At 57.1% G+C, this 17,034-nt stretch carries 17 protein-coding genes; 8 read left to right on the forward strand and 9 right to left on the reverse strand.

Translation table 11 applies throughout. From position 1 onward, the window contains the following. Nucleotides 1–68: 68 nt before the first annotated feature. Together C8P63_RS10825 and C8P63_RS10830 are read right to left on the reverse strand one after the other, a co-directional pair. Entirely contained in the window at nt 69–2,543 is a 2,475-nt protein-coding gene (locus tag C8P63_RS10825) for a glucosidase family protein (RefSeq protein WP_108024042.1), read from the reverse strand. A 156-nt stretch (nt 2,544–2,699) separates the two neighbouring features. Then, complete coding sequence (locus C8P63_RS10830; RefSeq protein WP_108024045.1) at nt 2,700–3,203, reverse strand: SprT family protein; 504 nt, start codon at nt 3,201–3,203, stop codon at nt 2,700–2,702. A 63-nt stretch (nt 3,204–3,266) separates the two neighbouring features. Here C8P63_RS10830 and cmpA point away from each other — a divergent pair, with 63 nt between their 5' ends. Next, a complete protein-coding gene (cmpA, locus tag C8P63_RS10835) occupies nt 3,267–3,392 on the forward strand; it encodes a cortex morphogenetic protein CmpA (protein WP_108024047.1) in 126 nt (41 codons plus the stop codon). A 72-nt stretch (nt 3,393–3,464) separates the two neighbouring features. Here the strand turns inward: cmpA and C8P63_RS10840 are convergent, their stop codons facing one another. Together C8P63_RS10840 and C8P63_RS10845 are read right to left on the reverse strand one after the other, a co-directional pair. After that, nucleotides 3,465–4,622 carry a S8 family peptidase gene (locus tag C8P63_RS10840; RefSeq protein ID WP_108024049.1) on the reverse strand — a complete coding sequence of 386 codons (1,158 nt, stop codon included), beginning with the start codon at nt 4,620–4,622 and terminating at the stop codon, nt 3,465–3,467. A 203-nt stretch (nt 4,623–4,825) separates the two neighbouring features. After that, nucleotides 4,826–5,260, reverse strand: coding sequence for a hypothetical protein (locus C8P63_RS10845; RefSeq protein WP_108024052.1), 435 nt, complete (start codon nt 5,258–5,260; stop codon nt 4,826–4,828). Nucleotides 5,261–5,704: 444 nt separating this feature from the next. Between C8P63_RS10845 and C8P63_RS10850 the strand changes: the two genes are divergently transcribed. After that, nucleotides 5,705–6,502 (forward strand): YheC/YheD family protein, encoded by a 798-nt coding sequence (locus tag C8P63_RS10850; RefSeq protein ID WP_146172165.1) that lies wholly within the window; start codon nt 5,705–5,707, stop codon nt 6,500–6,502. Between the two features lie 43 nt (nt 6,503–6,545). Here the strand turns inward: C8P63_RS10850 and C8P63_RS10855 are convergent, their stop codons facing one another. Together C8P63_RS10855 and C8P63_RS10860 are read right to left on the reverse strand one after the other, a co-directional pair. Beyond that, nucleotides 6,546–7,385: a M23 family metallopeptidase gene (locus tag C8P63_RS10855; protein ID WP_108024057.1), complete on the reverse strand. Its 840-nt coding sequence runs from the start codon at nt 7,383–7,385 to the stop codon at nt 6,546–6,548. 36 nt (nt 7,386–7,421) lie between these two features. Next, complete coding sequence (locus C8P63_RS10860; RefSeq protein ID WP_108024058.1) at nt 7,422–9,569, reverse strand: Tex family protein; 2,148 nt, start codon at nt 9,567–9,569, stop codon at nt 7,422–7,424. A gap of 149 nt (nt 9,570–9,718) precedes the next feature. Between C8P63_RS10860 and C8P63_RS10865 the strand changes: the two genes are divergently transcribed. From C8P63_RS10865 to fdhD, 6 genes are all read left to right on the forward strand, one after another. Then, complete coding sequence (locus C8P63_RS10865) at nt 9,719–10,501, forward strand: ABC transporter permease (RefSeq protein WP_108024061.1); 783 nt, start codon at nt 9,719–9,721, stop codon at nt 10,499–10,501. Between the two features lie 4 nt (nt 10,502–10,505). Beyond that, the gene (locus C8P63_RS10870; RefSeq protein WP_245920846.1) at nt 10,506–11,288 is read left to right on the forward strand and encodes an ABC transporter permease; all 783 of its coding nucleotides are present in this window, start codon (nt 10,506–10,508) and stop codon (nt 11,286–11,288) included. Nucleotides 11,289–11,297: 9 nt separating this feature from the next. Further along, the gene (locus tag C8P63_RS10875; protein ID WP_108024176.1) at nt 11,298–12,302 is read left to right on the forward strand and encodes an ABC transporter ATP-binding protein; all 1,005 of its coding nucleotides are present in this window, start codon (nt 11,298–11,300) and stop codon (nt 12,300–12,302) included. A gap of 184 nt (nt 12,303–12,486) precedes the next feature. Further along, nucleotides 12,487–13,338, forward strand: a complete 852-nt coding sequence (locus C8P63_RS10880; RefSeq protein WP_108024063.1) for a DegV family protein — start codon at nt 12,487–12,489, stop codon at nt 13,336–13,338. 206 nt (nt 13,339–13,544) lie between these two features. After that, complete coding sequence (nadE, locus tag C8P63_RS10885; protein WP_211308278.1) at nt 13,545–14,381, forward strand: ammonia-dependent NAD(+) synthetase; 837 nt, start codon at nt 13,545–13,547, stop codon at nt 14,379–14,381. Between the two features lie 99 nt (nt 14,382–14,480). Continuing rightward, nucleotides 14,481–15,338 carry a formate dehydrogenase accessory sulfurtransferase FdhD gene (gene fdhD, locus C8P63_RS10890; RefSeq protein ID WP_108024067.1) on the forward strand — a complete coding sequence of 286 codons (858 nt, stop codon included), beginning with the start codon at nt 14,481–14,483 and terminating at the stop codon, nt 15,336–15,338. Nucleotides 15,339–15,433: 95 nt separating this feature from the next. Here the strand turns inward: fdhD and sigB are convergent, their stop codons facing one another. From sigB to C8P63_RS10905, 3 genes are read right to left on the reverse strand one after another with little or no spacing between them, the layout of a single operon-like run. Continuing rightward, nucleotides 15,434–16,219: an RNA polymerase sigma factor SigB gene (sigB, locus tag C8P63_RS10895; protein WP_108024069.1), complete on the reverse strand. Its 786-nt coding sequence runs from the start codon at nt 16,217–16,219 to the stop codon at nt 15,434–15,436. After that, complete coding sequence (gene rsbW / locus C8P63_RS10900) at nt 16,182–16,673, reverse strand: anti-sigma B factor RsbW (RefSeq protein WP_108024071.1); 492 nt, start codon at nt 16,671–16,673, stop codon at nt 16,182–16,184. The genes sigB and rsbW overlap by 38 nt, the downstream gene beginning before the upstream one ends. A 15-nt stretch (nt 16,674–16,688) precedes the next feature. After that, on the reverse strand, nt 16,689–17,006 hold the full coding sequence (locus C8P63_RS10905; protein ID WP_108024073.1) for an STAS domain-containing protein: 318 nt from the start codon (nt 17,004–17,006) through the stop codon (nt 16,689–16,691). Nucleotides 17,007–17,034 lie beyond the last annotated feature (28 nt).

The raw sequence follows: 17,034 nt of genomic DNA on the forward strand, positions 1-17,034 counted from the left end.
GTTGGATCCCCATTGAAAGGCGGAAAGGAGCGCTCCTTTCCGCCTTTGTGTTTTACTTTTTCAGCCGCTCACTTTGTGATGATCTCCAGGGTTTGTACCCGGCCGGTCCGGGTATCCACGGTGACTTCCCTTCCGCGAGAAGTCTCATTTACCACATAATCCGCTTCCCGTCCGTTCAACTTCACCGTTTTCACCTCCGCTCCGGCGGGAAGGACATGGCCCAAGGTCATTTTCCACCCGGCTGGTGCTTCTTCCACGCGGGTGAGGTAGCGGCCATTCGATTTTTCGGCGGAAACGGCCATTTCCGCCTTTCCCACACGGAGTTTTCTCACTGAGAGTCCGGGCCACGAATCCGGGATGTCCGGCAACACCGCCACTTCCCGGGCGGGGGCGTCCGGCCGTACCCCGAGGAAGTGATGGATCACCGGCCACTGGGTGCCGTAAGAGGACCAGGCCTGCATAAACATGGCACGTTCCCGGAAGTCGACAAAGGGATCATAGTCCGGGCTGGGGGCGATTTCCGTCAAGGCGCCGGGCATCTCCATATCCAGTTCGGAAGCGATCAGATCCATGTACTTCAGTGCCTGGTCCTCACCCAACCTTCCGTAGTTGGCCTCGGCGTGGGCCATGACGGAATTGGGCAGGCTCCACACCTTCAGCTCACCTTCCCCTTCCGGCCCTCCGCCTTTACCGGTGTGGAACAATCCGGTGGGTCCGGTGAAGGTGTCGGATTCCAGCCGTTCGAGCGCTTGCTCCGCCCGTTCATCGGGAGCCATTCCCGTTTCCATGGGCACGGCGTTAATCCAATGACGTTGCTGGAGTTTTTCCTTCTCCTCCATGCAGACATTGCTTCCCTCTTCCCCTTCACCGTCTCCCTCGTTACACAGGGAATCGGCGAAAAGAGACTCCTCTTCCATCCACCAACCCGAGACAAACCGGCCGGCCATAAAACCGGCTTTCTCCCTGGCCCAGCGGGCGGTTTCACCGTCTCCCTTGCTCTCGGCCATCCGCTCCAGGGCCTTTAAAGCCTGCCAGGTATAGGCGGTCACGTCCAGCTTTTCTGAGCCCATCCCCGGACGCTCCACCATACCCAACCCTTCCGGCCAACTGTCCCCGTCCGAGTCCAGGTCCGAGGTGACCGTGCGGAGACCGTCTTTTACGAAGTCGTACATGTCATCCATGAAAGCATCCTCACCGGTCCAGCGCCACACCAGATCGACGGCGGTGGCGAACTGGGCGGTTTCGTTGGTGTTCCCCGCTTGTTCGTTGGTTCCGAAATAGACGGAGCCGTCCATCGTCATCTCGTGGATCACCTTGCCGGTGTCCCCGTTGATCGCCCTGGAAACATCCCGGATCGATCGCAGGTGCTCCATGGCAGTATCCCACTGGCCGGAAGCGATCAGGGGATAAGCCGTGTAAGCCCCATCCGTTCCGAAAAGCCATGGATAATCAGGGAACCCGGCTCCGATTCCGGTCAGTTCCGGGAAGGTTGCCGTCGGTCGGTCGGGATAAACTTTCCCCTCCTTCACGTCCCTTACCTGGACATCCCGGGCCGTAATCTTAAGATCAGCCATGTTGAGCTTCCCCCAGTCAAAAGCCTCCTTCAGCTTCCGGTCCGGCAATTGAACCTCAGTCCGCTCCAGCAGCCGACGGTATTCCGCCACCTTCTTCTTCAGAAGGGACTCAGGGTCCTTAAGGGACCGGCGAAGCGCCTGGTCCGCTTCCTTTTCGGACGTATGGGAACCCGCCACCGCAAACCACACTGTTTTCGATCCGTCCGCCGGAAGTTCCAGTTCCCATCCCAGCCGGGCACCGGTTCCATTGCCGAATTCGTTGTGGCCTTCCTGTTCTTCATCGGAGGCCGGACCCCAGTAATCATCCCCGGTTTTCCCGGAAGAAGGCGGAAGGTTGAACCCGGCCTTGGCCACCCAGTCCTTGCCCGGTTCCCTGAAGGTGACAATCCCGCTGTCCGCATCCAAGGAAGCTTCGTCCTTGCCATTGAACTCCCCGGCATCCTTCGGCTCGCTCCACCCCCAGGGGTAAGAGGCCATCAGTTCGCTTCGCAGATCCATCCCGAACCGGACCGAGCGATTTTTTTCTCCCGTGTTCTCGATGGTCAGTCCCGTCAGCACCACCGGTTGGTCCGTGGGGGCGAAGGCCATCCGCTCCACCTTCAGCCCCTCAACCTCCGGGTACTCCATCCGGGTGTAACCCGTCCCGGTCGTGAACTTATCCGCTTTGGGAAGCCAATGGCCGTTCAGGGAAAACCAATACCCGTCCAACAATTTGATCGGATGGGCCCAGACTCCTCCCATCTCTCCGCGGATATGCCACCCCATCGGGGGAAAACCGCCGTCCGCCGCACCGACCACGTAAGCCCGGTCACCGGCGGCAATGTAGCGCTTGTCTTCCAGTTTTTCGCTGGTGGAACGCTCCAATCCCCCCTTTTCCCCGGACGCAGCCGCCGCAGGGGAAACCGTACCGGTTACCGTCAACACCAATGCCGTTACAACCGCCGTCCAAACCACCGGTTGACCTTTCATCTTCATCCCCTCTCATATAAGCGCTTTCATTATAGGAAAACGTTTTCCCGATTCACAAAAGAAGAGATTGTCTCAATTATAACACAACAGAACGGGCTCCACACAATTATAAATATTGAAGATTTTAAAACCCTGACAGCTTGCGGAGAGCCGCCTTCAACAATCATGCAGAGTGAGGGCCCCCCGGCAAACACCGCAACGGTAACGAGCGGGATCCATTCGTTTTTTCCGGTAAGCTTCACGCCCGCATTTCCGGCACCGCAGCACATAGCGGTAAGGCCGTCCCTTCCCGCGGCTGGCACTCGGGAGGGAAGGGGTGTATCGAAGCCCGTTGACGGATTCCAGAAGTTGTCTGAAATCGGCGTCCCGGTGCCGGTAGCCCTTTCCTTCCAAGTGCAGGTGATAATGGCACAATTCGTGGCGGATGATTCCTTCCACCACCTCGGGCCCCAGCTCCTTCAAGTGACGGGGGCTGATTTCGATGCGGTGGTCGCTCAAAAAATAGCGGCCGCCCGTGGTTCGAAGGCGGGAGTTAAAAACGGCCCGATGGAGAAACGGTTTTCCGAAGACTCGAAGGGAGATCGTTTCCACCCAGCGTTGGAGATCCCGATCATCCCCGGGCTTGACCGGAAATTTGGCAGATGGCCAATTGGCATTCACAGATCCGCATCTCCCTTCATAAGCTTTAGTGAGTGCGAATATGCCATCCGGGAGGCTTTTTCCATGCCCTATTGGCTGCGTAACCAGTTACAACGGGCCTTTCAAGGAAAAGACCGGAGACAGATCCGTATCTTGAACGATTGCTGGTTCCAATACCGACAAAAAGTGTGTGTGACGGAAACCAAATAAACCACTCCCCGATTCGGGGCGCCACAGGAAGATGATATGCAAAAAGGACAGGTGCCTGTCCTTTTTCTCCGATCAGTATTGAAGGGCTTCACGTGCATTGATCCGGCCCTTGGACCAATAAACGCCCGTTCCCGAAATATCTTCCGCCGTTTCTTCGATCGCCGTGCGTATTTGGGAAGCGTTCCTTCCCCGGGAAGCAAGAAGCCCGGCCAATCCCGCCACATGGGGGGTCGCCATGGAAGTTCCGCTCATGGTTTGGATCCCTCCGCCCGGTACGGTGGACAAGATATCCACCCCGGGAGCGGCCACTTCCACCCATTTTCCATAGTTGGTAAAGTCGGCCTTCCGGTCTTCGGAATCGGTGGCAGCCACACTGAGGGTTTCCCCGTAAAAGGCCGGATAACTGGGGGTGGAGACCCCTTCATTGCCCGCTGCGGCCACCACCAGTGCACCCATGCTGTGTGCGTACTCCACCGCATCCTGGAGGGTTTGGCTCCCTTTGGTCGCTCCCAAGCTGAGATTGATCACCTCGGCTCCGGCGTCCGCCGCCTCAACAATTCCGCTCGCCACGTCATCCAGGCTCCCGGTGCCTTCCTCATTGAGAACGCGGACGGCGTAGAGGCTCACCTCGGGAGCCATGCCGGCAATGCCGGTTCCGTTTCCGGTGAACGCGGCGACGGTGCCGGCGACATGGGTGCCGTGCCCGTTCTCATCCATCGGATCCCCGTCATTTTCCACGTAATCCTTGCCTTCGATCACCTTGCCGGACAGATCGGGGTGGGTATGGTCCACCCCCGTGTCGACGATCGCCACTTTCACCCCGCTGTCTCCCCGCGTAATGTCCCATGCGGAGGGCGCGTCCACCTTTTTCAGACCCCATTGGCGGGAAAATTGGGGATCGTCGGGAGTTTCAAAAGTATGGAAAGTGATATTGGGTTCCGCATACTCCACATGGGGGTTCTCCCGGTACGCTTCCAGCACTTCTTCAAAGGACTGCCCGTCCGGTTTGACGACGTCGAGATTCAGCCGGTCATTCCGCTCCAACAGCCGGGTTTCCACTTGTTCATGGATCTTGGAAAGGATCCCCGCCGACGTGTTGTCCTTGTATTTCACGATGATTTCACCGGCGGCGGGGGGACGGTCCCATTCGGCATGAGCGGCCGGCAGAATCAGGGCTGCCACCAAAAGAAAAGCGGCTGACAGGACCACAGAGCGTTTGATTTTGATCATCCTCTCCCTTTTAAAATCATCCATCTCGGATGTATGGCAATAGAATTTGGAATAATATTTCGATCCCCCTTGAATTTGCCTTCTTTCCAAGAAAAAGGAGATTCAGAGGGTGACTGTATGCAGTTCTAAAATGGGAACGACTTGTTCCGTTTCGGGGTTTCATTGTAACACAAAAAACCCCCGGGGCGGGGGTGGGAATTCGGTTAATGGTTCCGATGCCGTTGCTCGATGGAGCCCCCGCTTTCACCGGAGGTCACCATGAGTATGGACCCCATGACCGCGCTGCCGGTCAGATACAATGCTTCGGCAAGTGCGGGACCGATGGCGTACTGAGGGTTATCCGCCGTTAGTTCCAAATCCTGTCCATGGTGACGGGAATGGTTTTTCATCATGTTTTCCACGGCTTGGCGGCACTCCTTTGAGGACAAAACCATCGGATAAATCCGTTCAAAGGTGGCGGCGACAAATTCGTCCCGGTTCCGGGAAGCACCCTGCAAGTTCTGTCCCTTCATCTCCCGTTCCACAAACCCCGCAATCCGGGCCAGTTCCCCGGGAGCCTGTTGGAACAGCCTGCCGCAGTTGACCGCCATGTCCGTCACCTTATCTCCCATTTCGTGCGGCACATCGTGCTGAATCATTCGGATCCCTCCTTTTTCTTACCCGTCCCCCTTAGTTTTCCTGCCTGCGAAGTTTTCATTCGACCCCAGAAGCGAAAAAGTGAGCGGCAGCATTTACCCAAAGCCGCTCCGGGCTGCACTCACAGAGCACAAGTCTCGCCTGGGTCGCTTCTCTCCCCGGTCTCGCTACACTGTCCTGCAGAGATGGTTGCATTGTCCGCTCCGAATCTTCCTGCTGCGGGCAGGGGCAAACGCCTTCGGATGCAACACAGAGAAGCTTTTGCCCCTGAACGCCCTTGCAGGCTGATTCTCCGCTGGGCAGGACAGCAAAGTCGCTATTTTGGTAAACGCTTCCCCTTTTCTCGTAACGAACATTCAATCACAACGCTTCTAGAGAAGAGGCACGCACTCGCTTCCTTTCCCGGAATATGATTGTATGAAGGAATCGAAAAGAGAGGGAATGCCATGAAATCCGCGCTTACCATCCGGGCATCCGCCGGAAAGATTCCTCCCGTCACCAGCAAATGGGGAAATGCCCGGCTTTTATCCCGCCATCCGTCTACTGCTCCTCATGTCCCCGTCACACGGATCTTTAACCGAGACAACCTCAAAGAGATGATCGCCCGATTTCCCAGTCTCTATTTGAAACCGGTGTTCAGCTGCCGGGGAAAAGGGATCCTCCGTGTGGATGTCTGGAGGAATGGTGGCTACTTGCTCCGGAAACGGGATCCATCCCGTGAACATTGCCGGGATGAGAAGATCCTTTGGAGCCGGATCCTTCGGGAAACGGGACGACGCCCTTATGTTATCCAGCAGAGCATCCAAAGCGTCACCCGGGAGGGGCGCCCCTTTGATATCCGGGTCCACCTGGTGCGGATCGGCGGTAAATGGGTCAATGCCGGCATTGTGGGAAAACTGGCGGGAAGCCGGAGCATCGTCACCAACCGTCACAGCGGGGGAAAACCGAAACCGGTCCGGAAACTCCTCCTGGAAGATCTGCGACTTACGACGGAACAGACCGAGTATATGACGCGAAATTTGGAAGAAGTCGCCCGCCGGGCCGTTTTGGTGATCAGCCGCCACCATCCCAAATGGTGGGAATTCGGAGTGGACGCCGGAATTGATTCAAAGGGCCGGATCTGGATTTACGAAGTCAACATCACTCCCGGGGGGATGGTATTCAAAGCGGCGGACCGAGACGCTTTCCGGGAGTTGCTCCGCCTTCGCCGAATCGCTCGGAGACAGGCGGCCAAGGTGGGGTAAATCCGAAGTAAAAAAGCCGTCGTACCAGGCACGACGGCTTTTTTCAGCGTTTTTCCCAAACCTTGAGGAAGGGGTAGGGATTGATCGCTTCCCGCATGGGAGAAAAGGTGCTCTCCCGCACATACATCCCCAAATGAAGATGGGGGGCGAATTGACCCGTGGTTCCTTTCTCACCGTAACCGCTGTCCCCCACGTATCCGATGACTTGGCCTTTCTTCACCTTGGAACCCCTTTCGATCCCCTCGGCGTAGCGGGAAAGATGGGCATAGTAGTAGGAGATCTGGAGATGGTTCGCATCCAGAATCGTCAAACGCCAACCGCCCAATTCATTCCACCCCTTGGCCACCACACGTCCATCGCTGACCGAACGGATGGGGGTCCCTTTATCCGCCATGAGATCGGTCCCCTCATGGGTGCGATCCCCACCGTAAGTGCGGCTGGCTCCCCAGGTGTCCCCATAGGATACCTTCGCCCCTTTTTTAAAGGGAAATTCGTAATCCTCCCCCAAGGGGGCGGCGGCCCAGGAGTAGGATTCAGCCAGTTTGAGGGCTTTGTCGGCATCCGGTTTGGAGAGGATTTTCCGAAGAGCCGATTTCACACCATTCTCACCGGGACGCTCCTCCCCCGACGCCTTTTGAATCCGGGTCGCCGTCTGACGGATGGTCTCTGGGGTCACCCCTTCGTAACCCTTTTCCACTTCGTCCAGAGCCGCGAGGTACGGCCAGGGAACTCCGGTCTTTTCCGCGATTTCCACATAGGCGGGAGCCAGTTTTCCCGGCACTTTCATTTCGGGGATTTCAATGGCCCGGCTCACATCATATACCAGAAAAGCCGCCGCCCCCAGGGCGGCCAAGAGCAGGATCCTTAACATCCATTTCCACATCTCCAGCCCCTCCTCTCCTGCGAACAGAATCGGCTGTCACATTGATACCGGTACCATGCTGAGGGCCACCCGTTCCCGTTCCATATCCACGTCCAGGACCCAGACATCCACCACGTCTCCGACCCCAACGATGTCCATCGGATGACGGACAAACCGTTCGCTCATTTTGGAGATGTGGACGAGTCCGTCGTTTTTTAGACCGATGTCCACAAAAGCTCCGAAATCGACCACATTGCGGACGGTTCCCTTCAGTTCCATCCCCCTCCGAAGATCTTCCAGTTTCAACACGTCTGAACGGAGGACTGGGGCGGGAAGTTCTTCCCGGGGATCCCGTCCCGGGCGAAGAAGGGCGTCAAGAATGTCTTTTAAGGTGGGAACCCCGCAATCCAGTCTTTCCGCCATGTCCTCCACCTCGACGGCGCGCAGCTTCCGGTTCAACTCTTCCTTTCCGATCGATCCGGGCTCGCTGTCCAGCTCCTTTAAGAGTCTCTCCACCACTTCGTAGGATTCCGGGTGGATCGGGGTTCGGTCCAGGGGGTTCTCCCCGTCGGTCACCCGCAGAAACCCGATGCACTGCTCATAGGTTTTGGCTCCGAGACGGGGAACCTTCTTCAACTGTCCCCGGTCGGTATAACGGCCTTCGGCTTCCCGCTTTTGGATGATGTTTTTGGCCACGGTGGCGTTTACGCCGGAAACGTACTGCAACAGGGAAACGGAGGCGGTGTTCACGTCCACCCCCACATGGTTGACCGCCGACTCCACCACGTGGCTCAGGCTTTCCGCCAACCGTTTCTGGGAAACGTCATGCTGGTACTGCCCGACGCCGACGGCTTTGGGCTCGATCTTGACCAGTTCGGCCAAGGGATCCTGGAGACGGCGGGCGATGGAAACCGCGCTCCGTTGGGCGGCGTCCAAATCCGGGAATTCCTCCCGGGCCAGCTTGGAGGCGGAATAGACGCTGGCTCCCGCTTCATTGACGATGATGTAATAGAGCTTTCGATCCAGCTCCCCGATCAGTTCCGCGATAAACGATTCCGTTTCCCGGGAAGCGGTGCCGTTCCCGATGGCAATCAAATCGATTTCGTACGCTTCCACCAGACTCCGGACCGTCTCTTTGGCTTCCCTCACCCGATTCTGTGGGGGAGTGGGATAAATGACGCCGACGTGGTGCACCTTGCCGGTCTCATCCACCACGGCCAACTTGCATCCCGTTCGGTAAGCCGGATCCACTCCCAATACTTTTTTGCCGCGGATGGGAGGTTGAAGCAACAGGTTGCGCAGGTTCTCCGAAAAAATATGGATGGCCTGCTCCTCAGCCGCCTCTGTCATCGCCGAGCGGATCTCGCGCTCGATGGAAGGGGCGATCAGGCGGTTGTAACTGTCTTTCGCCGCTTCCCTCAGGTATCGGTGGGACCGCCGGCCAAACCACTGGTTGAGCCGCTCCAACACCTGCTCTTCCCCCTCCGTCTCCACCCGGACTTTCAGCACGCCTTCCCGCTCGCCCCGGTTGACCGCCAGCACGCGATGGGACGGCATTTTGCGGACCGCTTCCCGGTACCCGTAGTACATCTCAAAAACCGACCGCGCCTCCTTCTCCCTCGCTTCCGAAACCAAATAACCGTTCTTCCATTGATAGTCACGGACCCATTTGCGGATGTCGGCGTCGTCGGACAGCTCTTCAGCAAGGATGTCCATGGCTCCCTGCAGGGCGTCTTTTATTTGCTCCACCCCTTTTTCGGGATCGACGAAGCGAGAGGCTTCCGCTTCCACTTCCTCCTCCGTCCGGGCCCGGCGCATCACCTCCGCCAAGGGGGCCAGCCCCTGTTCCCGGGCTTTGGAACCCCGGGTTTTTCGCTTCGGCCGGTAGGGACGGTACAGGTCCTCCACCGTTTGCAGCTTGACGGCGCTCTCAATTTTTTGCGCAAGTTCCTCCGTCAGCTTTCCCTGTTCCCCGATCAGACGGAGAACTTCTTCTTTCCGCTGATCCAGTTGGATGAGGTAGTTGTTTCGCTCCTCGATGGCGCGAAGCTGTTCTTCATCCAGTTCCCGCGTTCTTTCCTTGCGGTATCGGGCGATGAAGGGAATCGTGTTGCCCTCTTCCATCAGTTGGACGGCGGCCTCCACTTGGGCCGGGGCCAAGTTTAACTCCTCCGAAATGAGTTGGTAGCGTTCCTTTGTTTCCATAGATGCCTCCGTATCCAGTTTGGTGTCCGCTTTCCATCATACCGTTAAGGCCGTACCGGCGCAATTTTCCATTGTCCGAGAGTTCACAAGCATCGCTTTTTTTGCTAAAATATTCTTCCGCTTTTCAAATCCGACACACGGAGGCCTCGATGGTCTGCCTGGAACTCTTCAAAAAAAGCTTTTCGCGCCACCTTCAGTACCGGGCCGCCCATTTGATCAACAACATCGGCAGCCTCGTTTTCGGCTTCATGTACATCGCCATCTGGCAAGGGGTGCTGGAAGGCAAAGAGCACTCCAGCCCTTATTCCGTCACAGAGATGACCCATTATATGGCGGCAACTCAGTCCCTGTTGATGTTGTCCGTCTTCCTGACGGTCGGACTGGACATCCCTCCGGCGGTGCGGAACGGATCGATCAGCCTTCAGATGGCGCGTCCCGTCCATTACTTCCTCTATGTCACCAGCCAAGAGGCCGGTCGTCTCTTCTACAATCTCTTCTTCCGAAGCCTTCCGATCGCCTTGGTTTTCGCCGTCACCGTCGGCTACCCGCTGCCGGACGACCCTTCCACCTGGCTGTGGGGCGCGGTCTCCGTCACCCTTGGGGTTTTGATCGGACTCAACCTGTTTTACCTCATCGGGATTTCCTCCTGCTGGACCCTGGAGATCAGCGGCGCCCATTTTATCAATATGACGCTGATGTTCGCCCTCGGAGGGCAGATGGTCCCCCTGGACCTGCTGCCCTCGCCGCTTGCCGGGATCGCGCTCCACTTTCCCTTCAGCGGCCTCATCTATTATCCGGTCATGGTCTGGCTGGAAAAGCTCCCCGTCGTCGAAGCCCTCATCGTACCCTTGTTCTGGGGCGTCCTCTTGACGCTCTTCAACCTGTGGCTCACCGGTTGGGCGAGACGGAAACTGGAGGTGCAGGGAGGATGATCCCGTGAAGCTTTATTTCACCCTGGTCGGAGCCAGCATCCGGGCCCGGATGCAGTATAAATTCAATTTCCTCTTTTCCACCTTTTCCTACGGTTTGATTATGGTGACCGATTTTCTGATGCTGGCGGCCATCCTGCTCCGTTTTGACGACATCCGGGGGTGGAGCATCTACGAGGTCGGTGTTCTGTACGGAATCTCCTCCGCATCCATGTCCCTCTATCGGGTGGTGGCTGCGGAAATTCACGACTTTGAGCGGTACATGGTGGAAGGGGAATTCGACAGTCTGTTGATCCGCCCCGTCTCCCCCCTGACCCTCCTGTTGAGCCGGAATCTCGACCTGAACCGGATCGGCGGCGTGGTTCAGGGGCTGAGCATATTGGGAATCTCCCTTTCCCATCTGACCGCTCTCCCCACGTTTTTTTGGCTGCTTTGGTATTTGCCGGTCGCGCTGGGAACGGGTCTGATCATCTCCGTCTCCCTGGGATTGATGACCGCCACCCTCGCGTTCTGGACGCATCGGATCCGGGAATTCCAGGTCTTCACCCTGTACGCCCCCACCAACGCCGCCAACTACCCGGTCAGTATCTATCCCGGTTGGCTGAAATGGATTTTTTTCACCGTCCTCCCCGTGGCCTTCATGAACTACCTTCCCGCCACTTTTTTGTTGCAGAAAGGAGGGGAGTGGTATCTTCTGGTCGTGTCCCCCATGGCGGCTCTCCTTTTCGCCGGAGTCGCCTTTTCCTTCTGGCGCTTCGGCATCCGTCACTACCACAGCACCGGGAGTTGATCCGTGTCCATGATTGAAGTGCAGGATCTGACCAAAGAGTTTAAAGTGTACCGGACCAAACCGGGAGCCCTGGGATCGCTTCTCTCCCTCTTTTCCGGGGAGCACCGGCGGATCCGGGCCGTGGACGGGATTTCTTTCTCCGTCAAAAAAGGGGAATGTATCGGTTTCATCGGACCCAACGGGGCGGGCAAATCCACCACGATCAAGATGCTTTCCGGAATCCTGCACCCCAGTCGGGGCAGGGTCTCGGTCATGGGCGCAAGCCCCCAGCATCGGCGAAAATACGTGGCCCAAAACCTCGGAATCGTCTTCGGCCAGCGAACCCAGCTCTGGTGGGATCTTCCCCTTCGCGATTCCTATGAAATCCTCCGTAAAATGTACCGTTTGGAAGAAAAGGCGTACCACCGGTTTCTCCACCGATATCACGACCTTCTGAGCATCGGAGATTTTCTTGAAACGCCGGTTCGGAAACTTTCTCTCGGCCAGCGAATGCGGGCTGATCTCGCCGCCGCCCTGATCCATGATCCCCCGATTCTCTTTCTCGACGAACCCACCATTGGTCTGGACGTGATGGCCAAAGAGAGCATCCGGTCTTTTTTACGGGAAATCAACCGTGAAGAGAAAAAAACCATTCTCCTAACCACCCACGACATGGATGACATCGAGCGGCTGGCGGCCCGGGTGGTCATGATCAACCACGGCCGCATCATCCTCGACGGCTGCCTGGAGACCCTTCGGGAAAGGATCGGGCTGCCCAGCATGATCGAGGTGCACTACCGGGAGGTTCCCCGGTTGGCCCGCCTGGATCGGGTGGAACGGGTGAAGGCGGAAGGGAAAAACGTCACCGTTCACTATGATCGCAACCGGATTTCCCCTCCCGCCCTTCTTGCGGAACTGAACCGTTGGGGCGAACCGGTGGACATCCGGACGAAGGAGCCGGAGATCGAAGAAGTGATCCGGAGACTGTACGGAGAACAAGCCGATCCCCGGTCGAAGACCGCGCCTGCCCGATGAAAACCCCCCGGACGACGGTTGGCCCTCCACGGATGGTTTCATGGAAAGTCGGCCCCGACCGGATATTCGGAGTGGACCGCAGCCGGATGGCAACCGGCACGTGGCGTCTGCTCCGGAATCATCAGGCTGACACCATCCACCATTCTTCGGTATAGTAGAGACAAAAGAAAGGATGTGAGACTGGATGAGCGTAAAAATCATCACGGACAGCGCAAGCGATCTTCCCCGGAACATCGTGGAGGAATACGACATCGACGTGATCCCCCTCTTGGTGTACCAAGGCGAGGAGGAATATCTGGACGGGGAGACCCTGGATTCCAGTGAGTTGTTTCGCTCGATGCGGGAGGGGAAGGTATTTAAAACCGCCCAGCCTTCCCTCGGAAGCTTGGTGGAACGGTTCACCCGATATGCCGAAAGCGGGGAGTCTTGCCTCTACCTGGCGTTTTCCTCGGAGCTTTCGGGGACCCATCAGACGGCGGTCATGGCCCGGGAACAGGTATTGGAAAACCATCCAAACCTGGATCTGGACATTCTCGACACCAAGTGCGCATCCGTCGGCTTCGGCATGGTGGTGATCCGGGCGGCGGAGATGGCCCGGGAAGGACAATCCAAAGGGAAAATCCTGGAGGAAGCCCGCCGGTACGCGGCAAACATGGAACACATTTTCACTGTGGATGACCTGGAGCACCTGTTTCGCGGCGGACGACTCAGCCGAACCGCCGCCTTGGTCGGCGGCCTGCTCAATATCAAACCCATCCTTCACGTGGAGGACGGGAAACTGGTTCCGTTGGAAAAAGTTCGCGGCCGGAAGAAAGCCATCCGCCGCATCATTGAAGTGATGAAAGAGCGCGGCGTCGGCCTGCAGGAGCAAACCATCGGCATCTGCCACGGGGATGATCCCGAAGGTGCCGAAATGCTGAAGAGCGCCATCCGGGAAGCATTCGGTTGTGAACGCTTCTTTGTCAACATGATCGGCAGTGCGATCGGAGCCCATGCCGGTCCCGGCACTTTATCCGTCTTTTTTCAGGGGGAATAAGAGGATCTGAAACATCCGGCCCGCCCTTGCGGGCCTTTTCGGTTCGTTTCCGCTCACGCTGAACGTCCCTGACCGGGATTGTTTTTCCGGAAGGAGGGATGCACCGGATCCAAAAGTGGGGTAAATTGAGTAGGGAAGGCCATTTAAATGAGACTTGGGGCCAAGATCGGACTGACAAGAGAAGGGACTGATCCGAATTGGACACCATCCAGCGGGAAATTATCGAGGAACTCTGTGTCAAACCCGAGATCAACCCAAAAGAAGAGGTACGCAACCGGATCGATTTCATCAAGGGCTACCTGAAGTCCACCGGTACTCAGGGGCTTGTGCTGGGCATCTCCGGGGGACAGGATTCCACCCTGGCCGGCAAACTTTGCCAAATGGCCGTGGATGAGTTGAGGCAAGAAACCGGGGAAGCGTACCGGTTTGTTGCGATGCGGCTCCCCTACGGTGTTCAACGGGATGAGGAGGATGCACGGAGAGCCCTCCGTTTCATTCAGCCCGACGAAACCCTGACATTCAACATCCGGGAAGCGGTGGACGGTTCGGCCCGCGCCTTCAAAGAAGCCACCGGCCGGAATTTGTCGGACTACGTCAAGGGAAATACCAAAGCGAGGGAGCGGATGATCGCCCAATATGAAGTGGCCGGCACTTACAACCTCCTCGTCGTGGGAACCGACCACGCCGCCGAGGCCGTCACCGGATTTTTCACCAAACACGGGGACGGGGCCTGCGACCTGATCCCTCTGTTCGGGTTGAACAAACGACAGGGAAAACAACTCCTGAAACACCTGGGGGCGGAAGCCGCCCTTTACGAAAAAACGCCCACGGCGGACCTTTTGGACGAGAACCCGGGACGCTCCGACGAGGATGAACTTCAACTCCGCTACGACCAGATCGATGACTATCTGGAAGGGAAAGAAATCGAATCGGATGCCAAACAGCGAATCGAACAAAAATTTCTCGCCACCCGCCACAAACGGACCACCCCCGTTTCCCCCTTTGATGATTGGTGGAAATCAAAGCGGATCCGGGGATCCTGAGAACTCTCCCAACCATCCCACCCGATCGTTCAGGGTCCGGTCAGCTTCGGCGAAAACCGGCTCACCGGACACCAATCCGGAGAAAGAGGAGGATTTTCAATGCGCGGCACCACCCGTTCCCGGACCGCCAAACGGCGGGTGCGCCATGTGGAAGGCAAAAGGGAGCGCCGGATCCGGGACTCCCTGGCGGTGGAAGAACCCATGGAAATCCGGCTTGTTTTCCCAAGTCTGCCGGAACCCGTCCCTGTGGCGGTCACGATGCGCACTCCGGGGAATGACTTTGAGCTGGCTGCCGGTTTCCTGTTTACGGAGGGGATCCTGACAGAAAAGGATGCCATCCATACCATCACCTATTGCCGGGACCCCGAAGTGGACGGCGATCAACAGTACAATATCGTCAACGTCAACCTGCGGTCAGGATTCACCCCCGATCTGAAACGTCTCCAAAGGAACTTTTACACCAGTTCCAGTTGCGGAGTATGCGGAAAAGCATCACTGGAAGCGATCCGGGTCCGGGGAGTGGAACCGGTCAAGGGGGATTTCACCCTTCCCGGCTCGGTGATCAGCCGATTTGGCCATGCGCTCCGCCGGGAACAGGCGGTTTTTGAGAAAACGGGGGGACTTCACGCGGCAGGTTGGTTTGACCGAACCGGCGGTTTGGTCGCCCTGAGGGAAGACGTGGGACGTCACAACGCGGTGGATAAGTTGTTGGGCCATGCGTTTTTAACGGGGAAAACCCCTTTGTCACAAGGGGTTTTGATGGTCAGTGGACGGACCAGTTTCGAAATTATGCAGAAAGCAGCGGTCGCGGGGGTCCCCGTCGTCACCGCCGTATCCGCCCCCTCCAGCCTGGCCTGCGAGGTGGCCGAAGAATTCGGGATGACGCTGATCGGGTTCGCCCGGGAGGAACGGTTCAATATTTACACCGGCGGAAGCCGCATTCTTCCACAGGACTGAAAGATCAACCGGCTCACCCGAAAAACCGACGGGACGGCCGGTTTTTTAAATCAATAAAAACCGAAGCTGGATCCGACTTCGGCATGCAACCAACATCATATGATTTCCGTGGGTTCCATTCGGATGGCTTCCCGAAGTTTCCGGAGGGCCCGTCGTTGAAGACGGGAAACGTGCATCTGGGAAATCCCCAGCTTTTCACCCGCCTGTTTCTGACTCAGATGATCGAAAAAGGTCATTTGTATGATCTCCCGTTCCCTGTCGGTCAACACTTGGAACGCTTTTTGAAGCAACATTTGCCGGTCCACGTTATCAAAGCCGTTATCATGGTTCCCGACCAGGTCCAACAGGGTGACCTGGCTCCCGTCGCTGTTGGCTTCGATGGGACTGTCAACGGAGACGGCGTTGTAGCTTCGGCCCATCTCCATCGTTTCCAGCACTTCCTCCGGGGAAACCTCCAGGTACTCCGCGATCTCATCCACCTGAGGCGAACGCTGATTCCGGACCGTCAACTCTTCCACGGCTTTCTTGATCCGGGGGCCCAGTTCCTTGATGCGCCGGGGGACATGAACACTCCATGTTTTATCCCGGATATACCGTTTGATCTCACCGACAATGGTGGGGACCGCAAACCCTTCGAAGCTTCGGCCGAAGGATGGATCATAACGTCTCAGGGCAGCCAACAGACCGATCATCCCGACTTGGCTCAGGTCTTCGAAAGGTTCCGCTCCCTTGGCGAATTTGGAAGCCAACGTTTCCACCAAGGGGGTGTAATGTTGGACGAGCTGATTCTGAATCTGCTCATCTTCCTCTTCCTGATACCGGTTGATCAGCTCCAGAATTTCTTCATCTGTGAGACTCTGTTTTTGCGGGCGAGTCGACATTCCGTTCCACCTCGTCCCTCTGCATAAACTTGGTCAGGGTGACCACGACCCCATTTCCGCCGTGGATGTCCACTTGGTCCATCAAGGTTTCCATCAGGTGGAGACCCAGCCCCCTTTCCCTTATGGAGGTGAACGGCAGGTGGTTTTCAATAGGACCGGAACGTTCTTTCACGGCCCTGATGTCAAAACTCCTCCCTTCATCTTTGACCACAATCTCCAGCCGGTCCTCAAAAATGCGAAAATGCACGTTGATTCCACCAGCGCATTCCACTTCCTTGTAAGCATGGTCCACCACGTTGGTGCATGCTTCCGCAACGGCCAATTTTATGTCCTCGATATCGTCGTAATGAAAGCCCAGTCGGCTGGCGATCCCGGAAACGGTCAGTCGGACCACGCCCACATACTGCGCTTTGGCCGGTATGGTCAGTTCAATGACGTCCTTCACTTGATCCATTCCAATCCGCTCCCCCTACGCTCCATCTTCAATATCCATAATCTCGGTCAAGCCGGTGATTTGCATCAGCCGTTTCAAACGGGGGCTCATCCCCTTCAGGATCAGCCGTCCCCCCTGGGAGCGAAGTTGTTTAAACGCGCCGATCAAAACTCCCAATCCGGTGCTGTCCATATATTCCACCTGGGATAAATCCAGACACACTTCGTGGTTTTCCTTGCAGAGCGGCATCAACTTCTCCTTGAGCTGAGGTGCTGTAAAAGCGTCCACTTCACCGGAGACAACCAAGGTTGTCGCCTGGTCCGTTCGGGTTTGCTCCTCGATGGATACATTCATATGCTTTCAACCTCCACATTCAGACTAT

Origin of the sequence: Melghirimyces profundicolus (genome assembly GCF_003054245.1) — a bacterium.
GTDB lineage: Bacteria > Bacillota > Bacilli > Thermoactinomycetales > DSM-45169 > Melghirimyces > Melghirimyces profundicolus.